The sequence below is a fragment of the Nitrosomonas oligotropha genome, assembly GCF_009833085.1.
GTDB classification, from domain to species: Bacteria; Pseudomonadota; Gammaproteobacteria; order Burkholderiales; family Nitrosomonadaceae; genus Nitrosomonas; species Nitrosomonas oligotropha.
The window spans coordinates 67,992-86,070 of the sequence record NZ_QRBZ01000026.1 but is presented as its reverse complement, the minus strand read 5'-3'; the positions used below and the strand labels follow the sequence as shown (position 1 = coordinate 86,070).

17 protein-coding genes are annotated in these 18,079 nt (G+C 49.4%); 5 read left to right on the top strand and 12 right to left on the bottom strand.

What is annotated here, in order from left to right; translation table 11 throughout:
* The first annotated feature begins 99 nt into the window (after positions 1-99).
* Positions 100-288: a DNA gyrase inhibitor YacG gene (locus ABD07_RS08805; RefSeq protein WP_160817977.1), complete on the top strand. Its 189-nt coding sequence runs from the start codon at positions 100-102 to the stop codon at positions 286-288.
* On the top strand, positions 288-1,418 hold the full coding sequence (locus ABD07_RS08800; RefSeq protein WP_160817976.1) for a GGDEF domain-containing protein: 1,131 nt from the start codon (positions 288-290) through the stop codon (positions 1,416-1,418). Before ABD07_RS08805 ends, ABD07_RS08800 begins: the two co-directional genes overlap by 1 nt.
* A 27-nt stretch (positions 1,419-1,445) precedes the next feature.
* Here the strand turns inward: ABD07_RS08800 and ABD07_RS08795 are convergent, their stop codons facing one another.
* The 3 genes from ABD07_RS08795 to argJ are packed head-to-tail and all read right to left on the bottom strand — an operon-like array spanning position 1,446 to position 4,540.
* The gene (locus ABD07_RS08795) at positions 1,446-2,414 is read right to left on the bottom strand and encodes a Nudix family hydrolase (RefSeq protein ID WP_160817975.1); all 969 of its coding nucleotides are present in this window, start codon (positions 2,412-2,414) and stop codon (positions 1,446-1,448) included.
* A gap of 3 nt (positions 2,415-2,417) precedes the next feature.
* Positions 2,418-3,293 carry an ATP-binding protein gene (locus ABD07_RS08790; protein WP_160817974.1) on the bottom strand — a complete coding sequence of 292 codons (876 nt, stop codon included), beginning with the start codon at positions 3,291-3,293 and terminating at the stop codon, positions 2,418-2,420.
* A gap of 20 nt (positions 3,294-3,313) precedes the next feature.
* A complete protein-coding gene (gene argJ, locus ABD07_RS08785) occupies positions 3,314-4,540 on the bottom strand; it encodes a bifunctional glutamate N-acetyltransferase/amino-acid acetyltransferase ArgJ (RefSeq protein WP_160817973.1) in 1,227 nt (408 codons plus the stop codon).
* A gap of 304 nt (positions 4,541-4,844) precedes the next feature.
* Between argJ and ABD07_RS08780 the strand changes: the two genes are divergently transcribed.
* Positions 4,845-5,252, top strand: a complete 408-nt coding sequence (locus tag ABD07_RS08780; protein WP_160817972.1) for a DUF1353 domain-containing protein — start codon at positions 4,845-4,847, stop codon at positions 5,250-5,252.
* Between the two features lie 86 nt (positions 5,253-5,338).
* Here ABD07_RS08780 and ABD07_RS08775 read toward each other — a convergent pair whose 3' ends face one another.
* A complete protein-coding gene (locus tag ABD07_RS08775; RefSeq protein ID WP_090317641.1) occupies positions 5,339-5,542 on the bottom strand; it encodes a cold-shock protein in 204 nt (67 codons plus the stop codon).
* Between the two features lie 597 nt (positions 5,543-6,139).
* Here ABD07_RS08775 and ABD07_RS08770 point away from each other — a divergent pair.
* Positions 6,140-6,838, top strand: coding sequence for a response regulator transcription factor (locus tag ABD07_RS08770; RefSeq protein WP_160817971.1), 699 nt, complete (start codon positions 6,140-6,142; stop codon positions 6,836-6,838).
* Positions 6,839-6,919: 81 nt separating this feature from the next.
* Here ABD07_RS08770 and ABD07_RS08765 read toward each other — a convergent pair whose 3' ends face one another.
* The gene (locus tag ABD07_RS08765) at positions 6,920-7,561 is read right to left on the bottom strand and encodes an FxDxF family PEP-CTERM protein (protein ID WP_160817970.1); all 642 of its coding nucleotides are present in this window, start codon (positions 7,559-7,561) and stop codon (positions 6,920-6,922) included.
* Positions 7,562-7,783: 222 nt separating this feature from the next.
* On the opposite strand from ABD07_RS08765, the gene ABD07_RS08760 reads away from it, so the two are divergent.
* Positions 7,784-8,257 (top strand): DUF5658 family protein, encoded by a 474-nt coding sequence (locus tag ABD07_RS08760; RefSeq protein ID WP_160817969.1) that lies wholly within the window; start codon positions 7,784-7,786, stop codon positions 8,255-8,257.
* Positions 8,258-8,317: 60 nt separating this feature from the next.
* On the opposite strand, the gene ABD07_RS08755 is transcribed toward ABD07_RS08760, so the two are convergent.
* The 7 genes from ABD07_RS08755 to ABD07_RS08725 form a co-directional block, all read right to left on the bottom strand.
* The gene (locus ABD07_RS08755; protein WP_240142490.1) at positions 8,318-9,604 is read right to left on the bottom strand and encodes a TolC family outer membrane protein; all 1,287 of its coding nucleotides are present in this window, start codon (positions 9,602-9,604) and stop codon (positions 8,318-8,320) included.
* Between the two features lie 74 nt (positions 9,605-9,678).
* Positions 9,679-11,031 carry an HlyD family type I secretion periplasmic adaptor subunit gene (locus tag ABD07_RS08750; RefSeq protein ID WP_160817967.1) on the bottom strand — a complete coding sequence of 451 codons (1,353 nt, stop codon included), beginning with the start codon at positions 11,029-11,031 and terminating at the stop codon, positions 9,679-9,681.
* 60 nt (positions 11,032-11,091) lie between these two features.
* Entirely contained in the window at positions 11,092-12,888 is a 1,797-nt protein-coding gene (locus ABD07_RS08745; RefSeq protein ID WP_160817966.1) for a type I secretion system permease/ATPase, read from the bottom strand.
* Positions 12,889-12,971: 83 nt separating this feature from the next.
* The gene (locus ABD07_RS08740) at positions 12,972-13,862 is read right to left on the bottom strand and encodes an NAD-dependent epimerase/dehydratase family protein (RefSeq protein ID WP_160817965.1); all 891 of its coding nucleotides are present in this window, start codon (positions 13,860-13,862) and stop codon (positions 12,972-12,974) included.
* The gene (locus ABD07_RS08735; protein ID WP_160817964.1) at positions 13,855-14,796 is read right to left on the bottom strand and encodes a glycosyltransferase family 2 protein; all 942 of its coding nucleotides are present in this window, start codon (positions 14,794-14,796) and stop codon (positions 13,855-13,857) included. Before ABD07_RS08735 ends, ABD07_RS08740 begins: the two co-directional genes overlap by 8 nt.
* A 74-nt stretch (positions 14,797-14,870) precedes the next feature.
* Entirely contained in the window at positions 14,871-15,881 is a 1,011-nt protein-coding gene (locus tag ABD07_RS08730) for a glycosyltransferase family 2 protein (RefSeq protein WP_160817963.1), read from the bottom strand.
* Positions 15,882-15,927: 46 nt separating this feature from the next.
* Positions 15,928-18,033, bottom strand: a complete 2,106-nt coding sequence (locus ABD07_RS08725) for a glycosyltransferase (RefSeq protein WP_160817962.1) — start codon at positions 18,031-18,033, stop codon at positions 15,928-15,930.
* Positions 18,034-18,079: the final 46 nt, after the last annotated feature.

The following is an 18,079-nucleotide window of genomic DNA, read 5'->3' as shown; positions in this document are numbered from 1 at the left end:
CCCTATCAGATTCATGTGTAATGATTTTATTCCTATTCTACTTATTTTTCGCTAATACAAGACTCTTATCTTAAAACAATCTAACAATGATCTGCTTTTATGCAACAGCGCACAGTCAATTGCCCGCAATGCGGTAAAGAAGTAATCTGGGAACCGGCCAGCCGTTTTCGTCCGTTTTGTTCCGCACGGTGTAAAACGAACGATCTGTCGCAATGGGCTCAGGAATCTTATCGCATCCCTGAAGCTGAAAAAGATCCGGAGAATACTATAACCACTGAGCCGATATAATGGATGAATCGATCTACGAGAAGAACCGCGAATTACAGCGTAAGCTCGATCATCTGCTCAAGCAAGCCAGAGCCAATGAGAAAAAGCAGGAGTTATACGAGACTTTTGGCTTTGAAATTATTGGCGCCAGTACACCCAAACAGCTGCGGGATTTGCTGTTATCGCAAACCGTTGAGCGCTTTCAGCTGCTCGATGTTGTTTTGTGTCTGATTGACTACCATAAAGATACCGAGCGGCTGTTTTTTGAACGCGATGAAGAAGCGCAACTGAACTACGAGAACAAGCTCCTGATTCTCGATACCTTAAAAGATGCGGAAATCATTCATTCACTGGCCGGTCATCCGGTGCTGGGCGCGGAGGCATTGAAGAATTACCGTTGGATGATCGCCAATCTGAAGAACCGCAATCAGGTCAAAAGCGCTGCATTCCTGCCGCTGCTGCGCGGTGAGCAGACAATCGGCGTGCTATTGTTGCTCAGCCATGATCCGCATCGCTATCAGGTGGGCATCGGCACGCTTTTTCTGCAAAAAATATCGGCGATGGCTGCTGTTGCAATCGAAAATTGTCTTAATCAGCAGCGGCTCAAGGAAATCAGCTACCAGGATGTGCTGACGCAAGCGTATAACCGCCGCTATTTCGATCTGCGTTTCAAGGATGAAATCGCCCGCTGCATGCGCTGGGATGATGATTTGATCTGCATGTTCCTCGATGTGGATCATTTCAAGAAAATCAACGACACCTACGGGCATCAAACCGGTGATCTGGTGCTCCGGTACATGGTCGGTTTAATCAAGGAGCAAGTCCGGTCGTGCGATATTGTGGCGCGTTACGGCGGGGAAGAATTCGTCGTCGCTTTACCGTCGACGACGTTGCAAGCGGCACATGAAATTGCTGAGCGGCTGCGTCAGGCGATTTGCTCCACTGCGCTGAATTTTCATGACAAACAGTTCACGATATCGATTTCGATCGGTATCGCCAGCCTGCGAAGTTTGTTGACCGCGCAGCAACACGACGCGGATTTTATCTGCAACACCTTACTCGATCGAGCCGATCAGGCGCTATATGCCGCCAAATCAGGCGGCCGCAATCAGGTTGCGGTATACACCGGCGCCGATCTGGTTACACACTGAAAACGGGGCGGTGCTTTCCACCTGAGTTCATTCGATTCCACGCATCATCGCAATGCCATGGGCGCCCATTTCCTGCGCAATGGATAGATCTTCCCGGTGTAACCCGCCCAATGCATAAACCGGTAGCGAATAGCCGCGAATCAACGTGGCAAACCTTCTCCAGCCCAATGGCGATAATCCCGGATGACTCAGCGTCGGCTGTACCGGACCCAGCACGGCAAAATCAAGCCCCAGCTGCCCGGCGGCAAAAAGTTCTTCGGCATTATGGCAGGATGCGCCGCATAATCCATAACTTGGATCGGGGCGGGATGACAGGGCCATCAGCTGCGACGATGTGAGGTGCACGCCATCGGCGCCAAGTTCTTGCGCCAGTGCCACGTTGCCATTGATCAACACTTTTGCTTGATGGGGCCGGGCAAGTGCCAGAACTTTCCCGGCAAAGTCACGCAGCGCATCCGGCGCCAGTTGTTTTTCGCGGATTTGCAGCAAGCGCAAGTCGTTGTGCAATGCGCGTTCGATGTGCTGTAATGCCGCTGCGATGCCGGTTTCAGCAGCGCGGGTGATGGCATAAACCGGCGGCAGCCGCAGCGATTGCAAAATCGGGCCGTTGGCGGGCAGCATCGGAGATACCTCAACCGGGTGTGGCCATTGCCAGGATAATCCCTGTTTTTCCCGGGGTGAAGGCTGGCCTCCCCATTCCACCACGCGAAAAAAATGCAGCCGCACGGTGGCGTGCGAATAGCTGAAAACGCGTGTGATCCAGGGGTGAGCCTGACGCACCTGAATGCCCAGCTCTTCCCATAATTCGCGCTCCAGTGCGTGCAATAGCGACTCGTCCGGTTCAACCTTGCCGCCGGGGAATTCCCAGTAGCCGGAATACACTTTACCTCCGGGTCTGCATGTCAGTAAGAACCGGCCATCCGGCTGCAGAATCACCGCTGCAACGACTTCAACGATGGGTGCCGATTCGGCAATGGGCGTGATTGAGTGACTCATTGATTACGAACGATCACTAGCCGATTGTTGCAGGCCCGCCAGATCGCGCGCGAACTGCCACGCCACCCGGCCGCTGCGCGAACCGCGTTCGATAGCCCATTGCAGTGCTTCGGTGCGCGCCAGCGCGGTCATCTCATGAATGCCGAAATAAGCCAGCCAATAGCGCACGATGTCCAGATACTGATCCTGATCGAACGGATAAAACGACACCCACAAACCGAACCGCTCCGACAAGGAGATTTTTTCCTCGATGGCTTCGCTCGGATGCACTTCGTCGCCGATATGCTTGGTGTCGAGATTGTCGCGCATGAATTCCGGCACCATGTGACGGCGGTTCGATGTCGCGTAAATCAGTACGTTATCGGAAACCGTGGCGATCGATCCATCCAGCACCACTTTGAGCGCTTTGTAACCCGCTTCATCGGTTTCAAACGACAGATCGTCGCAAAATAGAATGAAGCGCTCCGGGCGTTGATAAATCTTGTCCACAATGTCGTGCAGATCGACCAAATGATGCTTCTCCACTTCGATCAGGCGCAATCCATCTTTCGCGTATTTATTCAGCAGTGCTTTGATCAAGGAAGATTTCCCGGTGCCGCGCGCGCCGGTCAGCAACACATTGTTGGCGGAAAATCCCTGCACGAACTGCTGTGTGTTCTGATCGATGCGCTGCTTTTGCTCGTCGATGCCGCACAATGCGTCGAGTGTAATGCGGTGCGGCTGCGTCACCGGTTGAATAAATCCGTTGTTTCCTTGCCTGCGCCAGCGGAAAGCGATTGCTGCTTGCCAGTCGGGTTCCGGTTGCGCGGGCGGCAGTACTTTTTCCACGTGATCGAGCAACCGATCCAAACGCGCGCAGAACTTATCTAAGTCATTCATCGGATTGGTTTACCGGTCTATCAGCTGCGGTAGCTGGCATTGATCTTCACATAATCGTAAGAAAAATCGCAGGTCCACACGGTAGTCGATGCGGTACCACGATTGAGCACGACACGGATGGTGATTTCGGCTTGATTCATCACGCGTTGTCCATCTGCTTCTTGATAATCGGCGGCCCGCCCGCCTTTCTCCGCCACCAGCACATCGTCGAGATAAAGCTGAATGGTATCCACATTCAAATCATTGACCCCGGCATAACCGATGGCCGCGAGAATCCGGCCCAGGTTCGGGTCGGAGGCGAAAAACGCGGTTTTGACCAGTGGCGAATGCGCAATCGCGTACGCTACTTTGGCGCATTCCTCCGCATCCTCGCCCGCTTCGATTTGCACGGTAATGAACTTGGTCGCGCCTTCGCCGTCGCGCACGATCATTTTCGCCAGATCGGCCGCAATCGCGGTCACCGCTTGCTGCAATTGGCTAAATTCGCTGCTGTCTTGCCGGGTGATTTCCGCATTCCCGGCTTTACCGGTCGCCACGACGATGAACGCATCGTTGGTCGACGTATCGCCGTCCACCGTGATGCGATTGAACGAATGATCCGCCGCGTGCCTGACTAACTCTTGTAGCAAAGCCGGACTGATGGCCGCATCGGTGGCGACATACCCCAGCATCGTCGCCATGTTCGGGCGGATCATGCCGGAACCCTTGGCGATGCCGGTCACCGTAACTGTCTTGCCGCCGATCTGCACCTGCTTTGAGGCTGCCTTCGGCACGATGTCCGTGGTCATGATCGCGTGCGCGGCGTTGAACCAGTTATCTGCCTTGCAATTTGCCACCGCAGCGGGCAATCCTTGAATAATCTTATCGACTGGCAGCGGTTCCATGATCACGCCGGTTGAAAACGGCAACACCTGCTGCGTGGCGCAGCCCAGTAACCGGCCCGCTTCGGCGCAAGTTGCCAGGGCATGCTGAATACCTGCCTCGCCGGTACCGGCGTTGGCGTTGCCGGTGTTGACCACCAGCACGTGAATGGCCGCGTGCGCCAGATGTTGCTTCGCCACAGTCACCGGCGCGGCGCAAAAACGGTTCTGCGTAAATACCCCGGCCACTTTGCTGCCTTCGTCCAGCACCATCACCAGCAAATCCTTGCGACTCGCCTTTTTGATACCGGCCTCGGTAATACCGAGTTTCACGCCCGCAACGGGCAGTAATTGTTCAGGGGTTAATGGAGGAAAGTTGACGGGCATAGTAAATAATCAGCTTGATTGAAAGCCGTTATGCTACCGCATCTGTTGTGATGTTTGTCACAAATTGCGCCATCATTTTCCCCGTAATGCACTCTATTTTCGCTATGATTGGTTCATGCATTTAACCTTGGCAACTTCACATGGATAAAGATTCCGCGGGTAGGACTGGCCGAATGTTGTCGAGCTTGGTAAGCAATACGGTGAGTTGCTGCTGGAAATGATGACTTGGTTTTAAGCTGATGCTTGAAGCGTAATGAAGTAGAAATAACGATTTGCGATTTTGTTCACCAACGAGGAGGGAAACATGGACCTAACCATCAGCTACAAAAAACGCCGCAAATATAAATACACGCTGTTTTCCGATTACGAGCACTGTACGACTATTTATCCATCTTACCCCATTGTGACAAGGTTTATTGATCTGGATATGAGCGGTGTGCTGACGATCAAGAGGAATTATGCTTGGGATGGCGCCAGCGGGCCGGTTTTCGATACCCGGAGAATCATGCGCGGTTCGCTGGTGCATGATGCTTTGTATCAGTTGATGCGCGAGGAACACCTGCCGCAAAAAGCGCGTGAGAATGTGGATTGGTTGCTGCGAGAGATTTGCATTGAGGATGGTATGCCTAAATTCAATGCGGATTTGGTTTATCTGGCGGTGGATTTGTTTGGTGGAAATTTTACCAAACTGGATTTGCTGCACGCGCCGTAATGATTTGAAGGAAAGGAACGATTATTGGGTATCGCCCATAAAAAACCCCGGATTACCGGGGTTTTTTATTTAAGCTTTACGCTCGTTTACTGCGGCACAATGTTCGATGCTTGCTTGCCTTTAGGGCCTGTCGTTACATCGAAGGTAACGCGTTGTGCTTCACGCAGTGATTTGAAACCGTTGCTGTTGATTGCAGAGAAGTGTGCAAATAAATCTTCTCCACCGTTATCTGGGGTAATAAAGCCAAAACCTTTAGCGTCATTGAACCATTTAACTACACCTGTTGCCATGTTTATTTCCTTAATAATTAATGAATTTACTTCTTCTACAGTGATCCGTAGTGGCCATCGAATATCAAGGAAAAAGCTCAACTATAAGCATCACATTTCACAACTTGAATCCAAAAGACTCTTCTAAGATACACGTTTCCTGAAAAAGTTCAAGCATTTATTGATAATGCTGGGGCTATAATCCAAGAATTAAAACTGATTGCGGCTGTAGCGGATTGATTCGATAGTTTAAAAAGGAGCGGTAACTCAGATTGAAAATATTCCGGTTGATATGCTGTGGAGTGGATTGCGATCGTTTCGTTTTTTGCTCGTGAGCATGCAAAAGGGAAAATGTTTACCGTGCGCATCACCATCTGTCTATCCATGCTGAGAAGAAGAACGGCATGATGGACGAAAGGAGTTGCTACTATCCGCGGTGTAGCCAGATAGCTTGGTAACTTTTGAAATTGGATGCATTTTGCCGTTCATACTCGATTCAAGAAATACCTTGAATACCCGATTACCAATCCAGCCGGCTGCTGCGCAGGGAAGGGCGTGCGGTGCCCGGACTGAAAAACGGATATCCACTTAATCAATCTTGTATGAACTCATCTGTCTATGCGTTTAGGAATACTTGAAGACGAACCCACTCAGGTAGCCATTTATGAGCTACTGCTTTCGCCAGATCGCTACGAATGTGAATTTTTTGGAACCATTGCGTCCTTTCTCGATGCACTCCGGGATAAAAGATTTGACTTGCTCGTGATCGATTGGATATTGCCGGACGGCACTGCCGGGGAAGCGCTTAAATGGATCCGGGGAAATATGGATTGGCATATTCCGATCATTTGCGTGACTTCGCGTAACAGTGAATCGGATGTCGTTAATGTTTTACATATGGGCGCGGATGATTATTTCGTGAAATCTTCCCGGCATTTTGAGTTGCTTGCCAGAATAGAGACGCTGGCGCGCCGCAGTCGCGAGAAACCGCCCGCAATGCTGCAATTTGGCCCCTACAAAATTGATTCGGAAAATCAGGCAATCTGTGTCGACGGCAAAAATGCCGGACTTACTCAGAAAGAATTCGTGCTGGCCTGCTATCTGTTTCAGAATATGAATAAACTGCTGTCGAGAATTCACCTGCTGGAAAAAATATGGGGATTGTCGGCAGAAGTCGATACCCGTACTGTGGACACCCACATCAGCCGAATCCGGAATAAGCTCAATCTCGCTACGCGAAGTGAATGGGATATTCTGACAATCTACGGCTATGGTTATCGTTTGCAGCATGCCAAGACTGTTGAACCTGTTAGGTAACCGGTTTTATGGCGCTGATTTATCCATACCCAATAAAAACGGGAGCTTCGGCTCCCGTTTTCAATCCGGAATAAAGCGGGATTAAACAGCCTCTGCTTTTCTACGGCGGATGGCAAAACCAATCAAGCCTAAGCCGGCCAGTAACATCGCATATGTTTCGGGTTCCGGAACCGGTGTAACGTTAAACTCGACTTCGCTCAGGAAAACCCATGCATTACTTCTATGGATTGTCACAGACAGATCGTTACCTGTGAACGATAAACCATTTGCTACAAAAGCGAATGGCGCAGAACCGGCAGGATCCGAAATGGGGAAATTGATCCCGTTCACATCCACGCTTGCTGGTGCACTGACGCCACCGGAGCCATTTGAGTCATCAAAATGAAAAGTGACGGAACTGACATTGACAGGTGCATTCCAGTGAAAGGTGATGGTCGGATCCAGAGTCCAGCCGACATAGGGGCCATTGCCGGCGGGCGCTTCAGTGACAAACCAATTGTCGGCCGCAATGATTCCATCGGTCAGATCGCCACGGCCGCCAGACAGTGCAGCATTATCACATGTCACACAACCAGCCCCACTGTAGGTTTCATCCCAGTAGTTATAACTGCCGGTGTTGCCGTTCAGCATGTTATAGCTGTCCGGAGTGAGAGCGGCATATGCGCTGCTTGCCGCACTCAGAATTACCAGTGCGGTGATATTGGCCAATATTTTCTTGTTCATTTCACAATCTCCATCGTGTATAAAAAATTGTATTGTTTTATTTTATTGATTCGTTCGATTCTTACTTCTGCAATTTAAAACAGCACGTTCTCTGAGTATATAGGTGTCGCCTCCTCTTTTTCTGGTACAGGTGTACTAGAAATAAAGAGATACTCCGCTGATATTCTTATTCGTTGTTTTTGCTATCATCCAAGTGAACACAGTATCCGTGGGAGCTTTTTTATGATTGATGCAATTACGGTTTCAAATAATAGAAAACAGGATCGCCGTCAGGATATGCCGTTTTTCTGCATTTACCATGCGGGGATCAAAATGGGCAGGCGGATCGGAGAACGCAGAGTGTCGGAGAAAGGGAAACCGGTGTACGTCGATCGTTACACGGGGAATGTGCTGTTCTGTGTCATTGCTATTTTATTGCTGAGCGCGCTGGATGCCTATCTGACACTTAACATCCTTAATGAGGGCGGGGAAGAGATCAACTGGTTTATGGCGGTGCTGATCGAGGAAAGTACAGAAAAGTTTGTTGCTGTAAAACTGGCGCTTACCGCGATGGCGCTCATTTTACTGGCTATACATCATAACGTCCGGTTGATTGAGTTCTTCCGTGTCAGGCATCTCAAGTATGCAATCCTCACTGGGTATAGCACATTGATTGGATACGAATTCTATCTACTCGAACTGGCTGCTGCGTTTTAAGCCATGAATTGTGCAAGCGGAAAAGAATGCGGTGATCTCATTGCCAGCAGCAAGATTCTTTCAACGCAAGCCGGCTTTGAAATAGCTGGCTATATTTCTTAAATCATCCAGCGCCAGCGTGCCTGCTGCTAACTGCAAGCGCAGATAGGCCAGCAGATAATCAAACCGCGCCCGGGAAAGATCGCGTTGTGCGGTATACAGTTGTTGTTGCGCATCCAAAAGATTCAGATTGATGCGGATACCGCCACGAATGCTTTTTTCTGTCGCTTCGACCAGCAGTTCAGCCGACTTGACGGCCAGTTCCAATGATTCAATTTTTTTGACGCCGCTTTTTAATAGGTTGTGTTGTTTTTTCAATTCGACCAGTACTTTGTCGGTTACCGCGTCGAGATCCGCTTCCGCGCGTGCGTGATTCGCTTTAGCCTGAGCCGTGAGCGCATTCACTCGGCCACCCGCATACAAAGGAAGATTAACTTCGACACCGATAGTGCCAAGTTCGGCGTCTTGATTCAGTGTGACGAATGATCCACGATTATTCTTGGTTAGACTAGCGACTAAATCGACACGCGGTGTATGTCCGGCAAAACTCTTTCTGATTTCTTCCTTACCGGATGTTACCGCATGGCGCTGTGTCACCAGCTCGGCATTGCGTTCCAGCGCCAGAGCGTACCAACTGTCATAATCTTGCAACTGAATGGCGCGCGTATTAAACGCATCGGACAATCGATCCAACTGGTTTATTTTTTGCCCGATGATGGCTTCCAGTTTAAGTTGAGCTCCTTCCAGTTCATCATTGGCTTCGATAACACGTGCTTGTGCTATGGCGTGTTTCGATTGTGTTTCCAACACATCGGTCGTTGTTCCCTCGCCCTTGATTAACATACGCTCATTGACGCGTTTCAATTCTTCAAGGGAAGTCAGTTGCGCTTCGGAGAGCTTGACATGATCCTGCGCCAGTAAAGTCTCAACGTAAGCTTCTACCAGCCTTACAACCAGCTGTTGGCTGCGGCCGGTGAATTTTGCCCGGCTGGAATCAGCTTGTGCTTTTCCGATGCGATAACTGGCTACCGCTTCCAAATTGATCAATGGCTGACGAAGTGTTAATGTGCTGATCTGACTATCGAAATTGGCTGGATTGGAAAATGGGACCGCATTTCCTCTGTTATCTCTCTGTACGCCTGATATGGTTCCCGCACTTTTACTTTGAGTGTGAGTGACTGTCAGATTAGGCAGTAGGCTAGCCAGACCGATGGCTTCGGCTTGTTGTCCGGCTTCATTTTCATGATAAGCGGAACGATAAGTCGGATCATGCAGCAATGCAGCTTCATAAGCCTCTAAGAGGCTCATTGCATGGCCATGGCTGATCGGGCTCAAGAAAAACCCGGCTAAGAATAAAATTTTACGGATATCTAACATTACCGTTATTCTTCACTCAAGGCCGAGTGAACGCGATCCAGGATCGGTTTGAAGAGATAGCTCATCAGCGAGCGTTCACCGGTTTTAATGAATATTTCCACCGGCATGCCGGCGCGTATTTGTTGATCGGTCAGCTTTTTCATGCCTTCCGGTGTAACCTTGGCCTTGATATTATAAAACGGAAGCCCGCTGCGTTCATCCATAAGACGATCCGCCGATACCTGAGTGACGGTGCCCGGTATGTTAGGGGTTTGCTTTTGATTGAGCGCGGAAAAAATAAGATCGACAGGAAGATCCACGTGCACCCGGTCAATCAGATGAACCGGCACTTGTCCGGTAATGATCAGCATATCATCGCTCGGAACGATATCCATGAGCTTAAATCCCGGGCTAATCACACCGCCTTCGGTAAAAACGTTCATACCGACCACAAAACCGTCGACAGGTGCTTTGACTTCCACATTGGCCAGTTCAAAATCCTGTCCGCTCAGGCGGCTGCTTAAAGAATCAATTTCCCGTTTGATATCGGATAGCTGTTGCCGCACTTCTTTCTGGTATTCCTGCTGGCGGTGAATGCGCCGTTGCTCCAGTTCGGCTATTTGGCGCTGGATGCGGCCGATATTACCGGTTTCCGCAGAAATCTCCCCGGTCAATTGGGTATACGTGCGTTCGAGTTCCAACACGCGATTGCGCGGGACGAAACCATCCTGCGCCAAGTCGCGCAGATTGACAAGCTGCTCTTCCAGAAATTTCAATTGCGCATTTTTACTGGCTCTGGATGCTTCCAGCCCGCGCAATTGCATTCTTGAGCCTGCAATATTTTCTTCCAGTGCCGCGATTTCATGATGCAAGGCTAACTGGCGCGATGTGAATAATTGGTTCTGAGTGATGATGTTATTGGCGATGCGTGGATCATGCTGGGATGTGAGCAAGTCTTGCGGAAAAGTGATTTCCTTGCGGCCATCGCGCTCCGCCAATAGACGCGCTTCCACTGCGCGCGCGGTATACAGTTGACTGCGGGTGATTTCAGCTTGTGCTTTGAGCTGAACATCATTCATCCGGACTAAAACTTGGCCAACCGCAACATGCTCTCCTTCCTTCACCAGAATGCTGTCGATAATGCCGCCGATTTGATGCTGGACCGCTTGCAGATGACTGGCGACCGTGACCGTGCCGGGAACCGGCACGCCTTTATCCAACGGTGCGAAAGATGCCCATAGAATAAATCCGCCAAAGCCTGCCAGAACGATCCACCAGCCCAATTTGGTATGGAGTGTCTCATCGGTGTCAACCTGATGGGATAAATCGGCGGGAACATTTTCAATAACGGTCTTTTTCTCTTCAGCTGCAAGCTTCATTATTCTTCCTGTCCGGTAATCTGTATGTGCTCAAGGTAAGGTTGAAAGGCGCGGTAAAAATTAGCCGGTTTGAGAGTCGGCCGTAGGCGTGGTTGAAGGTGCTGGGGGCACTGGATTTTGCGCAGCTTGTTGCTCGGCTTTCTTTTGCGCCAGCTGCGCCTGATGCGCTTGTTGTTGCTTTGCGAGCGCCTCTACCACTTGATTGGTCGGCCCGAATATTTTTGCTGCGCCGTCCTGCAATAGCAGCAATTTAGTGGTTACACTGAGAATGCTGGTGCGGTGTGTGATCAACACAATGGTTTTGCCGCGTATGCGCAGATCGGTGATGGCGGCCAGAAGCGCCTGTTCTCCAACATCGTCCAGGTTTGAATTGGGTTCATCGAGAACAATCAGGGATGGATCATCATACATGGCGCGCGCTAAGCCGATGCGTTGTTTTTGTCCGCCGGAAAGACCGGCGCCGCCGTCACCCAGATGCGTGTCGTAACCTTCCGGCATATTCAGGATCATGTCATGAACCCCGGCGCGTCTGGCTGCCAGAATAACTTTTTCCGCATTGATTTCGCCAAAGCGGGCGATATTTTCCGAAACCGTGCCAGCGAAGAGTTCGATATCCTGCGGCAGATAACCGATATGCGGGCCCAATTCGTCCTTGTTCCATAGATAAACATCGGCGCCATCCAAGCGGACTTTCCCCGCCGCTGCCGGCCACACGCCGACCAATAAGCGCGCCAGAGTTGATTTCCCCGATCCGCTCGGGCCGATAATGCCGAGCACTTCACCGGCAGCGAGGGAAAAATTCAATCCCTTGATGACGGGAACTTTACTGCCGGGCGGGGCTGCAGTGACATTTTCCACTGCAATCACGCCGAGCGGTTTAGGCAGCGCCATGCCAGCCGTTCGTTCCGGATTCTGCTCAAGCAATTGTGTCAGACGCTCATAAGCGCTGCGGGTGCCGCCAATCTGCTTCCATACACTGATGAGTAACTGCACCGGTGCGATGGCTCTGCCCAATAAGATGGAACCGGCGATCATCATGCCCGGTGTGATGCTGTTATCCAGCACCAATAAAGCGCCTAATCCCAGCATCAGCGACTGTAATGCGACGGTACACGATTTTGACAGCGCGGTGACGATGCCGGATTTTTCGCTGGCCTCGGCTTGCAGATTGAGAAAACGGCGATGCAGCTTATACCAGCGCGCTTGGAGATTGGGCAGCATGCCCATCGCTTCGATGACTTCGGCATTGCGCAAATTGTTGGAGGCGATATTGCTGGACGCAATCGACATCGAGTTGGCTTCGGCGAGCGGTTTATGCGAGATTTTCTCATTGATGTACGCTAATGCAATCAAGATGACCGTGCCGCATAAGGCGAACCCCCCCAGAATGGGATGAAACATGAAAATCACGAACAAATAAATCGGAAACCATGGTGCGTCAAAAAAAGCGAACAAGGCATTGCCGGTCAGGAATTGCCGTAGATTGGTCAGATCTTTCAAAGCTTGCCCGGCATTGCCATCGCCTTTTTTGAGGCTTTCCTCAAAGGCGGCGGTGTAAACGCGCTTGTTCAACTTCATGTCGAGTTGCGCGCCGACACGGATCAATACAAAGCTGCGGACGAATTCCAGCGCGCCCATGAAAATGTAAGCGCCTAACATGATCAATGTCAGCATCAACAGAGTCATTTCATTGCGGCTGGTTAGTACGCTGTCATACAGTTGCAGCATGTAAATGGCCGGCATGAGCATCAGCATGTTGATGACCGCGCTAAAAACACCAATGTTTCTAAAGGTCTTCTTAAAGCTGGTCAGTACCTGCGCAATTTCATTCTGAGGCGCTTTAAATTTAAACTTCATTGGGATATAAACGCCATGGTGTTGAATAATTCATCAGTGAATACGTGATCCATTGAATTGATTCTAGTTGTCGACTGTGATTGTTAGTGTTGATCGGGTAAGTCTTGTGCCGTCAGTTTGAATGATCGAGGGAGAAAATCTAGCTCCCGTTTGGCTTTGGAACAGTCAAATTTCAAATCCTGATTCATTCTTTCCGCCATTGCCGTGGTCCAATTGCGGTACTTCGGCAGCCATCGCAGTCCCCATGTTGCGATCCGGAAAAGCCATAGTGGCACTGTCAACATGCGTGGAGTACGGTGCATCGCCGCGAATACGCGTTCAACCATTGCGCGATAGGTCAAAGTTTCCTCGCCGCTGAGGTTGTAAGTCCGGCGGCTTAAATTTTCCCTACTCAGCACGGCATAACATGCAGCGGCCACATCTTCCACGTGGATAGGCTGCCGCAAACCGCTCGCTGAGCCGAACAAAGGAAAGAACCCAAACCGGCGGATAAATTGTGCAATTTCAGCAATGTTTTTGTCACGCCCGTATCCGTAAATCAGCGTCGGCCGCAAAATGACGCATTCTACCTCATGTGCGGCAGCCCATGTTTGCAGTAACTCTTCGCTTTTAATCAACTGTTGTGCAATTTTCCTTTCGCCGGGATCGGATGAAGTATTTTTGGTGAAACGGCTGGTGGAGGATAATACGATGATCCGTTGAGCGCCATAAGCCGATAACAGATCGAAATGCCCGGGTAACACCCAAATGGGCGCCACACATAACCAAGCGCGGATTTTATCGCTTTCATTGCAAACCTTTGCGCTATCCATTGTAGCAAATTGCTGCCACGTGATTTGCGGGTGGTTTGCTGCGGTTGTAATGTGCTGACGGGAAAATGCGCTGATATGCCAGTGATTCTCGATCAGCTTCCTGATTAAGCATTCCCCCACTAGGCTTGTTGCACCCAGCAATCCGACGCGTTGCTCATTCATGCTTGAATTTTAACGTCCGGTAACAATTTTGCGCCGCGTAGACTAGCACTGTGGCGCTGAAGCGCAGCCATACACCTAGTGTAATCAGTCCCATTAATACGCCGGGATAGCGCTGACGGAAAAATTTCCGGTAGAAACGCAGCATGCCCTTATGCTTATGCCAAGAAACGAAGTACGGCCGGGCGCGGCTGCAGGTTCCCTGGAAATGAACAACCGGCGCATCCGGCACAAAAACAATTTTCCAGTTCTTTTGTTTGAACCGCATGCACCAATCCAAGTCCTCGCAATGCAGGAAATAGTGCTCGTCCCAGGGGCCGACATCGTCGATGGCTTGACGCCTTACCAGCATCAATGCACCGGATATCGCTTCAACTTCGATGGGGGTTTGGGGTAAAGGCTGTTTATCCAGATGAAAATCAAAAAACAGCTGCGGCCAATATTTTTCCAGACGATGCAAACCGAAGGCGCGCACGAAAGCCCGCCATGGCGTAGGTATGGCGCGCCGTCCGCCGCCTTGCTCGGAGCCATCCGGATTAATGAGATAGCCGCCAATCATGCCGATCCGAGGATCCGATTCCATTACCTGCAGCATACGTTGCAGTGAATTTTCCTGCAGAATACAATCCGGATTCAAAAAAAGCACATAGGGTTGCGTTGCTGCGCCAAAGCCAGTGTTGCAACCGGCGGCAAAACCGGCATTACTATTGAGGCGGATTATCCGGAGGTGATTGTCTGCGGAAAAACTGGATTCAAGTTCTGACAGACTGGAATCAGATGAAGCATTGTCAATGACTAAGACTTGCTGAACTTGCTGCAAAACGGCCTGAACACACTGGGTTAATATTCGTCCGGCGTTATAGTTGACGATTATTACCGTTATGGGTTGTGTGCATCGTTTTTTTATGTTGTGGCAGATTTGTTGTGGAGCGTGCATTGTCTATCTTCAAATAAAGCCGCTATGAGGTGAAATAACCGCTGCTCAGTATTATCGGTAATTATCTCACAGTGTCAATGGGTTGTATTTTCTAGTTTAGCCGGTGCTTTAATAACAGTTCTGCGCGGCAGCCAAGCCATCAATTGCAGCAAGCTTAAGCTAGAACAGACCCGCTGACTCTGAATTTTTTTTCTTTCCTTCAATAATGATCCGATATGCTTAAAGGCATCGATTTTAGCTTGCAAATAAAGCCTAAGACGGCCAGAAGCAGCATAAAAAAATCCCACGTAAAGAATCATGGCTAGATGGACCGGCAAGAGGATAAAAATGAGCGGACTGGGCATATTCTTGATAAATGTCCAGGTTAAGTTACGATGCCCATGATAAACAGAGAAGTCGCTCGAGCTTCCTGTGATACCTGAACCGACGTGATGGACTTTAGCATCGGGTAGTAACAAGCTTTTACCACCAATAAGCCGCAGACGAAAACCAAGATCGACATCTTCAGAGTAAGCAAAATAAGCTTCATCGAAGCCACCTAACCGGCGATATGTTCCGGTGCGGTATATTGCCGCAGCTGCACATGCTGAAAAAATCTCTACCGGCTGATTGGGAGTGATATCGCAAGGGTATCCATGGCCGCTGCGCCAATGTAATCCGGATATGTGGTAAGCATCGCCCAGCCCATCCAAGTGAGATGGCTTATTCGCGTCAATCAGTGCACAGGCAAAACAATCGACGTCCGGAATCCGATTAATATTTTTTACAATTACTTCCAGGCATTCCGGCTCAGGATAAGCATCGGGGTTCAGAAAAAAAATCCAATCACTTTGAATATAATCCGCTACAGCGAGGTTATTTGCAGCTGCGAAACCGGTGTTTTCGTTGAGGCGGACAAGGCGGCATGGGAAGTTTGTTTTCTCGGCCGCTTGCCAGGAATTATCCATGCTGTGATTATCGATTACAACGACTTCAAAATTTGCGTAAGTTTGCTCCGCTAATGCGGACAACGCTTTGGACAGCATCTCTCCGGAATTGTAGTTGACGACGATGACAGAAATAAAAGGGTTCTGCGTAAGAGTCATTCGTTTTGCAGAGCATGATCAGGTTGCATGATGAAGTATGATTTACTCAAGCATTCATTGCTTGATTGGCCGTATTCTTGGAATTCCGGCCATCTTGCAGAATAGTGCGCAGTTGGCGTTCGGCAACAGCAAATGAAAAATGCTCCTCGATATTAACTTTTCCGGCATTGGACAAACTTGTCCATAATTGTTCATCATCGTATGCGCGGACAATTTGCTTGGCGAAGCCTTCCGGAGTGTCCGCAATCAGGATGTCTTTATCGTGCGTGAGATTCATTCCTTCGGCTGCCACAGTGGTTGCAACTACCGGCACACCGTACGTCATGCTGGTGTTGATTTTGCCTTTAACGCCAGCGCCATAACGAATGGGGGCGATAGATAGTCTGATACGATCAAAAATTGGCTTTATGTCTGATACAAAGCCCTTGATAATGATATGCGAAGACGCATGAGCGGCAATTTTTGGGGGAATATTGGAGCCGATAATCAAAAGTTTTAAATCCGTTTTTAATGAATGAAGTATCGGGAAAATTTCATTAATAAAAAATTCCATGGCATCGACATTAGGCCGGTGCTCGAAGCCGCCGATAAACAGAATATCTTTTCTTTCTTGATATCCGTAAACAGTTTCCTGGTTTTGATGAATATTCGATAATAGCGCTACCGGAACATCGGGAGCCTCTTGTTTAAACAATTCAATTTCCACCGGGCTGACCAATAATGTTTTATCCGCTTTACGCGCAGTGCTCAATTCCTGCAATTTTAGTCTTTCGGCTGCGGCCAGTTGCTGCTTGTCCTGATTGATCAATGCTTGCCGCTGTTCACGCAAAAAATGCAGATCCACCGTATCGAACAGTATCATGGCATTTGTGCAGTATTTTTTTGCGGTATCTATGAATTGCTCGGCGACGTTTACCCGGCTGATTAATACAACATCATATAGATGCCCATGCGCCATCAAATGCGAATCAATCGATTCCAGATAAGGCAAATAAAAGCATTCGATACCGATAGATTGCATTTTTCGCGTATAAACCGGATGGTATGCAAGAGTTTTTGCGATAAAACTGACTTTGTATCCTAGTTTCTTGAAAATATGCAATAAATTAAACATGCGTAATGAGCCGGAATCATTATCGGGCATTAGAACCAGATCATCCAGGACCAGCACACGCTTACTGACGTCGCGTTCTTTCTCAAGATGGGGCATATCTCCGTTGGTGCGGTGAGATTGCAGCGTTTCGCGCCAGCGTCGATAAAACTTTTCATGATTAACCGTCTGATAACGTTTGGTGCCTTGTGTGACATCTGTTCCGGAAGACACGCCTTCAAAATGAATGACCGTGACGGCGGGCTGATAGTACACTTTCTTGCCAATCTTCCTGACCCGGAAAGCGAGATCGGTGTCTTCATAATAAGCCGGGGTATAGTAGTCATCCAACAGTCCGAGATCGAGAAGATCCTCCCGCTTAATCATTAAGCAAGCACCCGAGCAATAATCAACCGCCCTGCAATAGGAATATTCCGGTTTTTCCGGATCATCGCTGCGCCCATAATTCCAGGCTGAAGCATCATGCCACACGATACCTCCCGCTTCTTGCAGCTTCCCATCGGGATAAACCAGTTTGACTCCCACCAAGCCGGCATCGGGAAAATCCGAGAATGTGTTTGTTAACCCGTTCAACCAGCCGCGAGTGACAATGGTATCGTTGTTCAACAGTACGATAAAACGCCCTTTTGCGGCATTAACCCCGGCATTGCAAGAATAGATGAATCCTTTGTTCTCTATATTGTGGATGACTGTAATTCCTTTGATGTTATTGAGCATCCTGGCGGTTTCATCGGTTGATGCATCATCCACGACAATCACCTCATAGGTGCTGTCCGCACTGTTTTCATAAATCGATTTAAGGCAGGTGAAAGTGTACAAATGTTTGTTGTGAACCGGGATGATAATGGAAATATCGGGATGGGTGGTCTCTGGAAAACTAAGCGGGTGATAGCGGGTTGCTATTGCATAATCATTTTTCTGTGGAGGGGCTATCTGAGGGGTGGAAAAGCACTTTTTGTAGATTCGAGTGAGTAACGCACGTAATCCTTGTGTTCTTAGAATGTTTATTGCGGCTGGAACGTATTTGAATAATTTGGTCATTTGTAGGCTTGCTTTTGTTGGTATTGATGTGTTTCAGAAACCAATT

Coding starts and splice junctions, on each gene's coding strand:
- ABD07_RS08750 (WP_160817967.1), bottom strand. CDS start 11,031: ATGAAGCTTGCAGCTGAAGAGAAAAAGACCGTTATTGAAAATGTTCCC.
- ABD07_RS08780 (WP_160817972.1), top strand. CDS start 4,845: ATGGACCTAACCATCAGCTACAAAAAACGCCGCAAATATAAATACACG.
- ABD07_RS08735 (WP_160817964.1), bottom strand. CDS start 14,796: ATGCACGCTCCACAACAAATCTGCCACAACATAAAAAAACGATGCACA.
- ABD07_RS08740 (WP_160817965.1), bottom strand. CDS start 13,862: ATGAATGAGCAACGCGTCGGATTGCTGGGTGCAACAAGCCTAGTGGGG.
- ABD07_RS08790 (WP_160817974.1), bottom strand. CDS start 3,293: ATGAATGACTTAGATAAGTTCTGCGCGCGTTTGGATCGGTTGCTCGAT.
- ABD07_RS08755 (WP_240142490.1), bottom strand. CDS start 9,604: ATGAGCCTCTTAGAGGCTTATGAAGCTGCATTGCTGCATGATCCGACT.
- ABD07_RS08805 (WP_160817977.1), top strand. CDS start 100: ATGCAACAGCGCACAGTCAATTGCCCGCAATGCGGTAAAGAAGTAATC.
- argJ (WP_160817973.1), bottom strand. CDS start 4,540: ATGCCCGTCAACTTTCCTCCATTAACCCCTGAACAATTACTGCCCGTT.
- ABD07_RS08775 (WP_090317641.1), bottom strand. CDS start 5,542: ATGGCAACAGGTGTAGTTAAATGGTTCAATGACGCTAAAGGTTTTGGC.
- ABD07_RS08725 (WP_160817962.1), bottom strand. CDS start 18,033: ATGACCAAATTATTCAAATACGTTCCAGCCGCAATAAACATTCTAAGA.
- ABD07_RS08795 (WP_160817975.1), bottom strand. CDS start 2,414: ATGAGTCACTCAATCACGCCCATTGCCGAATCGGCACCCATCGTTGAA.
- ABD07_RS08770 (WP_160817971.1), top strand. CDS start 6,140: ATGCGTTTAGGAATACTTGAAGACGAACCCACTCAGGTAGCCATTTAT.
- ABD07_RS08800 (WP_160817976.1), top strand. CDS start 288: ATGGATGAATCGATCTACGAGAAGAACCGCGAATTACAGCGTAAGCTC.
- ABD07_RS08760 (WP_160817969.1), top strand. CDS start 7,784: ATGATTGATGCAATTACGGTTTCAAATAATAGAAAACAGGATCGCCGT.
- ABD07_RS08745 (WP_160817966.1), bottom strand. CDS start 12,888: ATGAAGTTTAAATTTAAAGCGCCTCAGAATGAAATTGCGCAGGTACTG.
- ABD07_RS08765 (WP_160817970.1), bottom strand. CDS start 7,561: ATGAACAAGAAAATATTGGCCAATATCACCGCACTGGTAATTCTGAGT.
- ABD07_RS08730 (WP_160817963.1), bottom strand. CDS start 15,881: ATGACTCTTACGCAGAACCCTTTTATTTCTGTCATCGTCGTCAACTAC.